The organism is Limimaricola sp. G21655-S1, assembly GCF_027213785.1.
Lineage (GTDB): Bacteria > Pseudomonadota > Alphaproteobacteria > Rhodobacterales > Rhodobacteraceae > Limimaricola.
The window spans coordinates 49,947-62,021 of record NZ_JAPWGO010000011.1; the positions used below are offsets into that span (position 1 = coordinate 49,947).

At 69.2% G+C, this 12,075-nt stretch carries 12 protein-coding genes; 10 read left to right on the top strand and 2 right to left on the bottom strand.

The genetic code is table 11. From position 1 onward, the window contains the following. The first annotated feature begins 47 nt into the window (after window positions 1-47). From O4G76_RS12170 to O4G76_RS12210, 9 genes are all read left to right on the top strand, one after another. The gene (locus O4G76_RS12170; RefSeq protein WP_085896972.1) at window positions 48-596 is read left to right on the top strand and encodes a TRAP transporter small permease subunit; all 549 of its coding nucleotides are present in this window, start codon (window positions 48-50) and stop codon (window positions 594-596) included. After that, window positions 596-1,915, top strand: coding sequence for a TRAP transporter large permease (locus tag O4G76_RS12175; protein WP_269397584.1), 1,320 nt, complete (start codon window positions 596-598; stop codon window positions 1,913-1,915). Before O4G76_RS12170 ends, O4G76_RS12175 begins: the two co-directional genes overlap by 1 nt. Then, window positions 1,912-3,168, top strand: coding sequence for a malonyl-CoA decarboxylase (locus tag O4G76_RS12180; protein ID WP_269397585.1), 1,257 nt, complete (start codon window positions 1,912-1,914; stop codon window positions 3,166-3,168). Before O4G76_RS12175 ends, O4G76_RS12180 begins: the two co-directional genes overlap by 4 nt. A gap of 2 nt (window positions 3,169-3,170) precedes the next feature. Continuing rightward, window positions 3,171-4,673: a malonyl-CoA synthase gene (locus O4G76_RS12185; RefSeq protein WP_269397660.1), complete on the top strand. Its 1,503-nt coding sequence runs from the start codon at window positions 3,171-3,173 to the stop codon at window positions 4,671-4,673. A gap of 158 nt (window positions 4,674-4,831) precedes the next feature. Continuing rightward, a complete protein-coding gene (gene ltnD / locus O4G76_RS12190) occupies window positions 4,832-5,725 on the top strand; it encodes an L-threonate dehydrogenase (protein WP_269397586.1) in 894 nt (297 codons plus the stop codon). Next, on the top strand, window positions 5,725-6,960 hold the full coding sequence (gene otnK, locus O4G76_RS12195; protein ID WP_269397587.1) for a 3-oxo-tetronate kinase: 1,236 nt from the start codon (window positions 5,725-5,727) through the stop codon (window positions 6,958-6,960). The genes ltnD and otnK overlap by 1 nt, the downstream gene beginning before the upstream one ends. Further along, the gene (locus O4G76_RS12200) at window positions 6,957-7,601 is read left to right on the top strand and encodes an aldolase (protein ID WP_269397588.1); all 645 of its coding nucleotides are present in this window, start codon (window positions 6,957-6,959) and stop codon (window positions 7,599-7,601) included. The genes otnK and O4G76_RS12200 overlap by 4 nt, the downstream gene beginning before the upstream one ends. Continuing rightward, window positions 7,598-8,389 (top strand): hydroxypyruvate isomerase family protein, encoded by a 792-nt coding sequence (locus O4G76_RS12205; protein WP_269397661.1) that lies wholly within the window; start codon window positions 7,598-7,600, stop codon window positions 8,387-8,389. Before O4G76_RS12200 ends, O4G76_RS12205 begins: the two co-directional genes overlap by 4 nt. Further along, window positions 8,386-9,321 (top strand): 2-hydroxyacid dehydrogenase, encoded by a 936-nt coding sequence (locus tag O4G76_RS12210; RefSeq protein WP_269397589.1) that lies wholly within the window; start codon window positions 8,386-8,388, stop codon window positions 9,319-9,321. Before O4G76_RS12205 ends, O4G76_RS12210 begins: the two co-directional genes overlap by 4 nt. A gap of 36 nt (window positions 9,322-9,357) precedes the next feature. On the opposite strand, the gene O4G76_RS12215 is transcribed toward O4G76_RS12210, so the two are convergent. Together O4G76_RS12215 and O4G76_RS12220 are read right to left on the bottom strand one after the other, a co-directional pair. After that, a complete protein-coding gene (locus O4G76_RS12215; RefSeq protein ID WP_269397590.1) occupies window positions 9,358-10,203 on the bottom strand; it encodes a fumarylacetoacetate hydrolase family protein in 846 nt (281 codons plus the stop codon). Next, window positions 10,200-10,895: a GntR family transcriptional regulator gene (locus tag O4G76_RS12220; protein ID WP_269397591.1), complete on the bottom strand. Its 696-nt coding sequence runs from the start codon at window positions 10,893-10,895 to the stop codon at window positions 10,200-10,202. Before O4G76_RS12220 ends, O4G76_RS12215 begins: the two co-directional genes overlap by 4 nt. Before the next feature lie 163 nt (window positions 10,896-11,058). On the opposite strand from O4G76_RS12220, the gene O4G76_RS12225 reads away from it, so the two are divergent. Continuing rightward, a complete protein-coding gene (locus O4G76_RS12225; protein WP_269397592.1) occupies window positions 11,059-12,072 on the top strand; it encodes a TRAP transporter substrate-binding protein in 1,014 nt (337 codons plus the stop codon). Window positions 12,073-12,075: the final 3 nt, after the last annotated feature.

The following is a 12,075-nucleotide window of genomic DNA, read 5'->3' on the forward strand; positions in this document are numbered from 1 at the left end:
GGCCCCGGCGCCGCGCCGGGGCCGACCCCATTTCCCGAGGACATTCCATGACCGAGATGACCCGGCGGGACGCCCCCGCCGCGATCCGCGCGATTGGCCATGTCTCGACCCTGTGCGGGGTCGTGGCGGCCGCCTTGATCTTCGTCTCCGTGCTGATCACCTGCCAGATGATCTTTCTGCGCGCGGTGCTGGGCCAATCCACCGTCTGGCAGACGGAAGCCGTGATCTACATGATGATCGGCGCGACGCTGCTGGGCCTGCCCTATGTGCAGAAGCTGCGCGGCCATGTCGGCGTTGACCTGGTACCGGGGCTGCTGCCGGCGGGCGCGCGCAAGGCGCTGGCGCTGGCGGTGCTGTCCGCGACGATCGTGATGATCGGGCTGATGCTGTTCTATGGCTGGGAGATGTTCCACCTCGCCTGGGAGCGCAACTGGCGCTCGGAAACCGTCTGGGGCGTGAAGCTCTGGATTCCCTATCTCGCGGTCCCGCTCGGCTTCGCGCTCTTCGCGTTGCAGCTCGTGGCCGATCTCTGGGCCGTCGCCACCGGGCATGACGACGCCGATCCCAACGTCGCCCCCGAAGACCGGAGACACTGATGGAGCCGCTCACCCTTGGCGCGCTGGTCGCGCTGTTCACCGTGCTGGTGCTGTTCTCGGGCATCTCCGTCGGCACCGGCCTTCTGGTGGTCGCCACCGGATTCCTGTTCTTCGTCGACGGCGCGCGCTCGCTCGAGGCGCTGCCCGAGCTGTTCTTCGGCGAGCTCAACAGCTTCGCGCTGCTGTCGATCCCGATGTTCATCATCATGGGCGCGGCGATCTCGTCCTCGCGCGCCGGTCCCGATCTCTACGAGGCGCTGGAGCGCTGGCTCACCCGGGTGCCGGGCGGGCTGCTGGTGTCGAACCTGGGCGCCTGCGCGCTCTTCGCCGCGATGTCCGGTTCCAGCCCCGCGACCTGCGCCGCGATCGGCAAGATGGGCATCCCCGAGATGCGCAAGCGCGGCTACCCCGACGAGGTGGCCGCCGGGTCCATCGCCGCCGGCGGTACGCTGGGCATCCTCATCCCGCCATCGGTGACGATGATCGTCTACGGCATCGCGACCGAGACCTCGATCGGGCGGCTGTTCCTCGCCGGCGTCATTCCCGGCCTCGTGCTGACGCTCTTGTTCATCGCCTGGTCGATCTTCGACACCTGGCGGCGCGGCGCCGCGGGCGTGGCGCTGTCGGGCATCACCTATAGCTGGCGCCAGAAGGTCGAGATCCTGCCGCGCGTGCTGCCCTTCCTCGCGATCATCCTCGGCGTGCTCTACGCGCTTTACGGCGGCATCGCGACGCCCTCCGAGACCGCCGCCGTCGGCGCGCTTCTGTGCATCGTCGTGGTGATGATCATCTACAAGATGGTGCAGCCCCGCGCGCTTTGGGCGATCCTGCGCGACAGCACCCGCGAGAGCGTGATGATCCTGTTCATCATCGGCGCGGCGGGGGTGTTCTCCTTCATGCTGTCCTCGCTGTTCATCACCCAGTCGGTGGCGGCCTGGATCGGCGACCTCGACGTGAACCGCTGGGTGCTGATGGCGATCGTCAACCTGTTCCTGCTGGTGGCGGGCTTCTTCCTGCCCCCGGTCGCGGTGATCCTGATGTCGGCGCCGATCCTTCTGCCGATCATCACGGCGGCGGGGTTCGATCCCTACTGGTTCGCGGTGATCGTGACGATCAACATGGAGATCGGCTTGATCACGCCGCCGGTGGGCCTCAACCTCTATGTCATCAACGGCATCGCGCCGGACATCTCGCTCAAGAAGGTGCTGTTCGGCTCGCTGCCCTTCGTCGGCTGCATGATCGCGGCCATCGTGCTTCTGTCGGTGTTTCCGGGTCTGGCGACCTGGCTGCCCGACGCCGTCATGGGGAAAGCCATATGAGCATCCTGTCCGACGTCCTCTCGACCATCCTCGAACGCCGCTACCCGTGGCAGCCGGCGCGCGAGGCCGACCACCGTTCGGACGCGGCGCTGATCGCGGACCTGCTGTCGAACGCCGGCGAGATCTCGGGGCTGACCTCGGCGCGCGAACTGCTCGAACGCTATGCCCACAAGGACGACGCCGCCAAGATCGCCTTCTTCGCGCATCTGGCGGAGGAGCTGGACATCGACCCCGAAACGGTGCGCAGCGCGCTCGACGCCTACGAGGCCAAGCCGGGGCCGAAGAGCTACCGCGCCTTTCTCGAGGCGGCCGAGCCGCCCCGGCAGGAGCTGGTGCGGCGGCTGAACCGGGTGCCCGGCGCCACGGCGCGGCTGGTGGCGATGCGCGCCGACCTGCTGCGGCTGCTCAGGCGCGACGATCCGCGCGCCGCGCTCGATCAGGATTTCCGGCACCTGTTCCAGAGCTGGTTCAACCGCGGCTTTTTGGTGCTGCGCCCGGTGAGCTGGGAGAGCCCGGCGCAGATTCTCGAGAAGATCATCGCCTACGAGGCGGTGCACGCGATCGACAGCTGGGACGATCTGCGCCGCCGGGTCGAGCCCACCGACCGGCGCTGCTTCGCGTTCTTTCACCCGGCGATGCCGGACGAGCCGGTGATCTTCGTCGAGGTGGCGCTGACCCGTGGCATTCCCGGCTCGATCCAGGGCGTTCTGGCCGAGGACCGCGAGGAGGTCGAGGCGGCGGAGGCCGACACGGCCGTGTTCTACTCGATCTCGAACTGCCAGTCGGGGCTCGCCGGCATCTCCTTCGGCAACTCGCTGATCAAGCAGGTGGTGGCGGATCTCTCGGCCGAGCTGCCCGGACTCAGGACCTTCGTGACGCTGTCGCCGATCCCGGGGCTGCGGCGCTGGATGGACGGGCAGGAGATCGATCCGACCAAGCTCGACGACGAGGCGCTCAGGCGCATCGCGGCGACCTACCTGCTGACCGCCAAGCGCGAGGGCGGCATGCCGCTCGACCCGGTGGCGCGGTTCCATCTGGGCAACGGCGCGCAGCTGCACGCGGTGCATGCCAATGCCGACATCTCGCCCAAGGGCCGCGCCGAGAGCTGCGGCGCGATGGTGAATTATCTCTATGACCTGGGGAAGATCACCCAGAACCACGAAGGCTTTGCCAAGCGGCAGGAGGTGGCGGCGTCGGATGCCGTGCGCGGTCTCCTTCCCCGCCAGGGCCGGGCCCGCAAGGAAGGGGCATGAGCATGGCCAACCCGCTTTACGACACGCTGTTCGGGCGTCACGCCGGCAAGGAGACGCCGTTCCTGATCCTGCGCGACGGCGCCCGGATCAGCCATGCGGCGTTCCTGGGCCAGGCCGCGCGCATCGCCCATGCGCTGGTCGATGCCGGTCTGAAGCCCGGCGACCGGGTCGCGGCGCAGGTCGAGAAAAGCCCGCAGGCGCTGGCGCTCTATGCCGCCTGCGCGCAGGCGGGGCTGGTGTTCTTGCCGCTCAACACCGCCTACACGGTCGATGAGCTGAGCTATTTCATCGAGGATAGCGGCGCGCGGATGGTGATCTGCGATCCGGCGCGCGAGGCGGATCTCGCACCCTTGGCCGAGCGGCTCGGGGCGCAGATCCTGACGCTGGGCGCCGATGGTCATGGCGGGCTGATGGCGCAGGCGGCGCGGCACGAGGACCGGTTCGAGACGGTGCCGCGCACGGGCGAGGACCTTGCGGCGTTCCTTTATACCTCGGGGACCACGGGTCGCTCCAAGGGCGCGATGCTCACCCAGGACAACCTCATCTCGAACGCGGTGACCCTGGTCGAGCACTGGCGCTTCACGGATGAGGACGTGCTGCTGCACGCGCTGCCGATCTTTCACACCCACGGGCTGTTCGTGGCGACAAACGTGATCGCGGTGGCCGGCGCCTCGATGATCTTCCTGCCGAAATTCGACCTCGACGCGCTGATCGAGCTGATGCCCGAGGCGACCTCGATGATGGGGGTGCCGACCTTCTATACCCGGCTTCTGGGCGACGAGAGGTTCACCCGCGAACTGACCGCGGGCATGCGGCTCTTCATCTCGGGCTCGGCGCCGCTTCTGGCCGAGACGCATGTGGAGTTCGAAAAGCGCACCGGGCACCGGATTCTCGAACGCTACGGCATGACCGAGACCAACATGAACACCTCGAACCCCTATGACGGCGAGCGGCGCGCCGGAACCGTGGGCTTCCCGCTGCCGGGGGTGGAGCTGAAGATCACCGACCGCGAGACCGGGGCCGAGCTGCCGCAGGGCGAGGTCGGGCTGATCGAGGTGCGCGGGCCCAACGTGTTCAAGGGCTATTGGCAGATGCCCGAGAAGACCAAGGCGGAGCTGCGCGAGGACGGCTTCTTCCTCACCGGCGATCTGGGGCGGATCGACGAGGATGGCTACGTCTCGATCGTCGGACGCGACAAGGACCTGATCATCTCGGGCGGCTACAACATCTATCCCAAGGAGATCGAGCTCCTGCTCGACGAGCAGCCCGGTGTGCTGGAGAGCGCGGTGATCGGCGTGAAGGACGCCGATTTCGGCGAGAGCGTGGTCGGCGTGCTGGTGCCGCGCCCCGGTGCCGAGATCGACCCCGAGGCGGTGATGGCGGCGATGCAGGGCAGCCTCGCGCGGTTCAAGCAGCCGCGCCGGATCGAGATCGTCGACGAGTTGCCCCGCAACACCATGGGCAAGGTGCAAAAAAACCTGCTGCGCGAGCGTTTCGCGGGCTGATCCCGGGACCGGGAAAGAGACAAGGCGTCGCGCGACCGCGCGGCGCCTTTCGTCATGCGCGGCGGCCCGGATCGGTAGGGCGGGGCGGTTCGTCACGCCGCCGATTGACAGGCCCGGCGAAGCATGGGACCAAATGGTATACCAAACGGGAGGCGCGCATGGCGGTGATCACGGTGATCGGTCTGGGATCGATGGGGCTCGGCATGGCGCTGTCGCTCAGGCGCGCGGGGCACCGGGTGATCGGCTGCGACCTGCGCGATGGTGCGGCGGCGCCGCTTCTGGCCGAGGGCGGCGAGGCGGGCACGCCGCGCGAGGCCGCGGCGCAAAGCGACATCGTGGTCAGCGTCGTGCTCAACGCGGCGCAGACCGAGGCGGTGCTGTTCGGGCCCGGGGGCTGCGCCGAGCGGCTGCGCGCGGGTGCGGCGATCATCTCCTGCGCCACGGTGCCGCCGGAGGCGGCGCGGGCGATGGCGGCATCGGCCCAAGCGATGGGGCTGCATTACCTCGACGCGCCGATCTCGGGCGGCGCGGCCAAGGCGGCGCAGGGGCGGCTGTCGATCATGGCCTCTGGCAGCGAGGCGGCTTTCGCCGCCGCCGCGCCCGCGCTCGATGCGATGGCCGAGACGGTGCATGATCTGGGTCGCGACGCCGGGGCGGGCTCGGCGATGAAGGCGGTGAACCAGCTTCTCGCGGGCGTGCATATCGCCGCGATGGGCGAGGCGCTGGCCATGGCGGCGAGCCAGGGGCTCGATCTCGGCCGGGTGGTCGAGGTGATCTCGGCTTCGGCCGGAACCTCGTGGATGTTCGAGAACCGGGCGCCGCACGTGGTCGAGGCCGATTACGCGGCGCGCTCGGCGGTGACGATCTGGCCCAAGGATCTCGGCATCGTCTCGGACATCGCGGCGGCGGCGGGGCTGCCGGTGCCGCTCACCCGCGCCGCGCTGGGGCAGTTCGAGGCCGCGGTCGAGGCGGGCTGGGGCGCCGATGACGACGCCGCCGTCACGCGGGTCTACGCGCGGGCCGCGGGTCTTTCCCTGCCGGGGGATGCGTGATGCTGCTGGGTTGTATCGGCGATGATTTCACCGGCTCGAGCGATCTGGGCAACACGCTGACCAAGGCCGGGATGCGCAGCGTCCAGTATGTCGGCGTGCCCGACCGGCCCGCCGAGGCCGGGGTCGAGGCGGGAATCGTGGCGTTGAAATCGCGGTCGCTGCCCGTCGCGGAGGCGGTGCGCCAGTCGCTGGCGGCGCTCGACTGGTTGATGGCGCAGGGCTGCGAGCAGATCCTGTTCAAATACTGCTCGACCTTCGATTCCACGCCCGAGGGCAATATCGGGCCGGTGGCCGAGGCCCTGGCCGACCGGCTCGGGGCCGAGCAGGTGATCTTCTGCCCCGCCTTTCCGGCGGCCGGGCGCACGGTCTATCAGGGCCATCTCTTCGTCGGCGATCGGCTCTTGAGCGAGAGCGGGATGGAGAACCACCCGCTGACGCCGATGACCGACCCGGATTTGCGGCGCTGGCTGGCGCGGCAGGTCCGGGGCGAGGTCGGCCATGTCGCGGCCGCGCAGGTTTTCGAGGGGCCCCAGGCGATCCGCGCGGCCTTCGCCGCCAGCGGCGCGCGGCACCTGATCTGCGACGCGATCCGCGACGAGGACCTGCTGGCGCTCGGGCGCGCCGCCCAGGGCCACCCTCTGGTCACCGGCGGATCGGGCATCGCGATGGGGCTGCCGGAGGCGTTCCGAAGCGCCGGTCGGCTGTCTGGCGCGGCGGGCGGCTGGCGGGGGCAGAAGGGCCGGTCGGTCGTGCTGTCGGGCTCGTGCTCGAACGCGACGCGGGGCCAGGTCGCGGCCCATGCCGGACCCAGCCTGCCGGTGCGGATCGAGGCGCTGATGGCCGATGAGATCACGCCGCGTTGCGCCACCGAGTGGTCGCTGGCGCAGGAGGGGCTGCCGTTGGTCTACAGCTCGGCCGAGCCCGAGGCGGTGCGCGCCGCGCAGGAGCGGTTCGGCCGCGAGGCGGTGGCCGAGAAGGTCGAGGGTTTCTTTGCGGAGTCCGCGCGGGCGCTGGTGGCGCATGGGGTGACGCGGCTGATCACGGCGGGCGGCGAGACCTCGGGCGCGGTGGTCGAGGCGCTGGCGCCCGAGGCGCTCGAGATCGGGCCGGAGATCGCGCCGGGCGTGCCCTGCCTGCGCGCCGGGCCGGATCTGGTGCTGGCGCTGAAATCCGGCAATTTCGGCGGCCCGGACTTCTTTGCCGAGGCCGAGGCGATGCTGGGACGCGACGCATGAGCGAGGCGGGTCTGCGCGAGGCGATCTGCGCCCGGGCCGCGTCGCTCTTCGCGCGCGGGCTGACCGGCGGCGCCTCGGGGAACATCTCGGCGCGCTGCGAGGATGGCGGGCTCCTGGTCTCGCCCACGGGGGCGAGCTTCGGCAGCCTCGATCCGGCTCGGCTGGCGAAGTTCGACGCGAGCGGACGGCAGGTCTCGGGCGACAGGCCGACCAAGGAGATGCCGCTGCACGCCGCCTTCTACGAAACGCGCGGCACCGCCGGGGCGGTGGTGCATCTGCACTCGACCCATTCGGTGGCGCTGTCGATGCTGCCCGAGACCGACCCCGAGAACATGCTGCCGCCGCTCACCGCCTATTCGATCATGCGTTTGGGCAAGGTGCAGCTGCTGCCCTATTTCCGGCCCGGCGATCCGGCCATGGGCGACGCGGTGCGCGGGCTGGCGGGCAAGCGCTCGGCGGTGGTGCTGGCCAATCACGGGCCCGTCGTTGCGGCCAAGGACCTGGAGGCGGCGGTCTACGCGATGGAGGAGCTGGAGGAGACGGCGAAGCTGGCGTTGCTTCTGCGCGGCGCGAACCCGCGGATGCTGAGCGAGGCGCAGATCCGCGACGTGGTGACGACATTCGACGTGGAGTGGGACTGATGTTTTCGGCCAATCTGGGATTTCTGTTCGCCGACCGGCCGCTGCCCGAGGCGATCCGCGCCGCCAAGCGCCACGGTTTCGGCGCGGTGGAATGCCATTTCCCCTATGACACACCGGCGCGCGAGGTGCGCGCTGCGCTCGACGAGACCGGGTTGGAGATGCTCGGGATCAACACCGTGCCGGGCGACACCGCTTCGGGGGATTTCGGCCTCGCCGCCGTGCCGGGGCGAGAGCGCGAGGCGCGGGCGGCGATCGAGCAGGCGCTGGATTACGCCGCAGAGATCGGCGCGCGAAACGTGCATGTCATGGCCGGGCGGACCGAGGATTTCGATGCCGCCGAGGCGCTGTTTCGGGGCACTTTGCGCGCGGCCTGCGATCTCGCCGCGCCGCGCGGCATCGGGCTCTTGATCGAGCCGATCAACCGGCGCGACGTGGCGGGCTATCACTTGAGCCACATCGAGCAGGCGGCGGCGACGGTGGCGGCCGTGGGTTCGGACGCGCTGAGGATCATGTTCGACTGCTACCACTTGCAGATCATGCAGGGCGACCTGATCCGCCGCTTCGAGACGCATCGCGAGATGATCGGCCACGTGCAGATCGCGGGCGTGCCGGACCGGGGCGAGCCCGATGGCGGCGAGCTGCATTACCCGAACCTCGTCGCGGCGTTCCGCGAGAGGGGATGGGGCGCGCCCATCGGCGCGGAATACAAGCCGCGCTCGGGGCGGACCGAGGACGGGCTCGGATGGATGGACGCATTCCCGCAGGAGCGGGCAGGGGGGACGGCATGAGCGAGATACTGGCGATCGGCAGCTACACCGAGACCGACATGGAGGGGCTGCGCGAGATGGGCGCGCGCGTGGTCGAGAGCCTCGACGCGATGCGTGGGCTGCCCGAGGCCGAGCGCGCGGCGGTGCGCGCGGTGGCATACAAGGGCCACCATGATTTCGGTGCCGACGAGATGGCGCTGCTGCCGGGGCTCGGCGTGATCGCCAATTACGGCGTCGGCTACGACGCGATCCGGATCGACGCGGCGGATGCCGCCGGGGTGCGGGTCACCAACACGCCGGACGTGCTCAACGACGACGTCGCCGACCTTGCCGTGGCGATGCTCTTGATGCAGCAGCGGCGGATGCTGGCGGGCGACGCGCATGTGCGCTCGGGCGCATGGGCCGGTGGAGAAAGCTTTCCGCTCAACCGCAAGGTCTCGGGTCGGCGCGCAGGCATCATGGGGCTGGGTCGGATCGGGCGCGACATCGCCGATCGGCTGGCGGCGTTCAGGATGGAGATGCACTACCACGCGCGCTCGGAAAAGGAGACGCCGGGCTGGACCTATCACGCCGACCCGGTGTCGCTGGCGCGCGAGGTTGATTACCTCGTCGTGGCGCTGGTCGGCGGGCCGGAGACCGAGAACTACGTATCGAAGGAGGTGATCGAGGCGCTGGGGCCCGAAGGCGTGCTGATCAACATCTCGCGCGGCTCGACGGTGGACGAGGCGGCGCTTCTCGACGCGCTGGAGGCGGGGCGGCTCGGCGGCGCCGGGCTCGACGTGTTCCGCGACGAACCCCGGGTCGATCCGCGGTTCCACGCGCTGGAGACGGTCGTGCTGCAACCGCATCAGGGCTCGGGCACGCATGAGACCCGCGCCGCGATGGGGCGGCTGCAGCGCGACAACATCGCGGCCTTTCTCGATGGCCGCGACCTGCTGACGCCGGTCAACTGAACGCGGCCGCCGGGGTAATCCCCGGCGGCGCCCGTCTCACGTCGCGGCGACCGCCTCCTGACGCTGGCGGCCGAGCCCCTCGACCTCGATCTCCATCACGTCGCCGGGCTTGAGGAAGCGCTGCGGCGTCATGCCCATGCCGACGCCCGAGGGCGTGCCGGTGGCGATGACGTCGCCGGGCATCAGCTTCATGAACTGCGACATGTGGCTGATGATCTGGGCGACGGTGAAGATCATGTCGCCGGTGGTCTCGTCCTGCACCCGCTCGCCGTTCAGGTCGAGCGTGACGCGCAGGGCCTGAGGATCCTCGATCTCGTCCGCCGTCACCAGCCACGGGCCGACGGGGCCGAAGGAGGGGGCCGACTTGCCCTTGATCCACTGGCCGCCGCGCTCGATCTGGAAGGCGCGCTCGGAGACGTCGTTGATGGTGCAGTAGCCCGCCACGTGATCGAGCGCATCGGCCTCGGAGACGTAGAGCGCCTCGCGGCCGATCACCACGCCGAGCTCGACCTCCCAGTCGGCCTTCTCCGAGCCGCGCGGGATGATCACCGGGTCGAAGGGGCCCGACAGGGCCGAGGAGGCCTTGGAGAAGATGATCGGCTCCTTGGGCGGCTGCGCGCCGGTTTCGGCCGCGTGCTTGGCGTAGTTCAGGCCGATGCAGAAGAAGTTCGGCACGCGCGAGAGGCACGACCCGATCCGCCCCGGCTCCTCGACCAGCGGCAGGCTATCGGGATCGATGCCCCGGAGCCGGTCGAGCGCGGCGCGCGACACCGCCTCGCCGGCGAGGTCGTCGACATGCCCCGAGAGATCGCGCACCCGGCCCTCGCGGTCGAGCATCCCGGTCCTTTCCTGCCCCGCCGGGCCGTATCGCAGCAGTTTCATTCGATGTCCTTCTCGTTGGTGGTCAGGTCGCGCCCGGATTCGCGCAGTTCGAACAGGCGGGTGAGATTGACGATCAGCGCCGAAAGATGCGCGTCGATCTCGGCGCCGACCCGGGCCGGATCGCGGGTCTCGAGCCCGCGCACGATGTTCTCGTGCTGCGTGCGCACCCGTTCGCGGGCACGGCGCTGTACCGCGGAAAGATAGCGTTGGCGCCACATCCGCGCGAGATAGGCGGCATGGGTCTCGGCCAGCGCCGGGTTGTGCGAGGCCCGCGCGATGGCGGTGTGGAACGCCATGTCGATCTCGAACAGCTCGATCAGCGCGTCGCCCTCGGCGGTCTCGCTCAGGGCGAGGTGCCGCTCGGAGAGGTCGCGGATCTCGGCGATCTCGGCGTCGGAGGCTTCGCGGCAGGCCAGCTCGCCCGACAGGATCTCGAGCGCCTTGAGCACCATCACCGAGTCGCGCACCTCCTTGAGGGAGGGGTCGGCGACGATCGGGCTGCGCGCCGGGCGCAGCTGCACCAGCCCCTCCTTGGCGAGGATGCGCACCGCCTCGCGAAGCGGGGTGCGGCTGACGCCGAGATCGACCGCGTTGTCGCGCTCCTTGATCGGGTCGCCGGGCGCGAGCTTGCCTCGGAGGATGTCGCGGCGCAGCTTCTGCGCGATCTGCTCGGCCAGTGGTGATGCGGTCATCTTGTCCATTGCTTGGTCGGTTCGAGGCGTTTGAATCTGGTATACCAAAAAATTCTTGTCTGTCGAGCAGCCCCTCGCTAGCGTGACCCTGCGGCTGGTATACCATCCTGGGGAGGAAGGCAGGCCGTGGAACTGGCGGAACACCCGCCGAGGGAGGAAAGTGATGAAGACCAGTATCGTATGTCTCTCCACCGCGCTGATGGCCGCCACGGCGTTGCCGGCGCTGGCGCAGGAAACATTGCGCATCCAGACGCATTACGCGCCCGAAACGGAATCCGGCAAGCTGGCCCAGCAATTCGCCGACGATGTCGAGGTGATGTCGGGCGGTGAGATCGACGTGGAGATGTTCTTCTCCTCCTCGGTGGTGAAGACCGTGGAGGCCTTCGACGCCGCCGCCAACGGCATTCTCGACTGCGACATGACCGGTGGCGCCTACCAGACCGGCAAGAACCCCGCCTTCCAGTTCGTGGGCGACATCATGGGCGGCTACGACACGCCCTGGCAGCAATATGCCTGGCTCTACAATGGCGGCTTCGAGACCGCGGACGAGCTCTACAACGGCTTCAACATGAAGCTCGTCGGCTGGTGGATCTACGGCCAGGAATCCATGTCCTCGACCAAGCCGCTGGCCGGGCCCGAGGATCTCAAGGACTGGAAGTTCCGCTCGCCGCCGGGGATGGAGACCGAGATCTTCGCCAATCTCGGCGCCTCGCCCGTTGTGATGGATTTCACCGAGATCTTCACGGCGCTGGAGACCGGGATCATCGACGGCGCCGACGCCTCCGGTTTGGCCAACAATGTCGGCCTCGGCCTGTACGACCTGGTCGAGCACGCGACCTATCCGGGCTTCCACTCGATGCCCTCGGACCACCTCGCCTGCCGCCTCGACAAGTGGGAGAGCCTGTCGGACGCGCATAAGCGGATCATCGACACCGCGATGCAGAAGCTGGCCTTCCAGACCGCGCTGACCTTCGAGGTCGCCAACAACGAGGCGGCGGCCGAGCTGCGCGAGAAGGGCGTGACGCTGCATGACTGGTCCGACGAGGACCGCAAGGTGTTCCGCGAGGCGGCGCAGGCGGCCTGGGCCGACTGGGCCACCAAGACCCCCGAGACCAAGGCTCTGGTCGACAGCCACATCGCCTTCATGCAGCAGCTTGGTCTGATCGCCGCAGAGTGATCC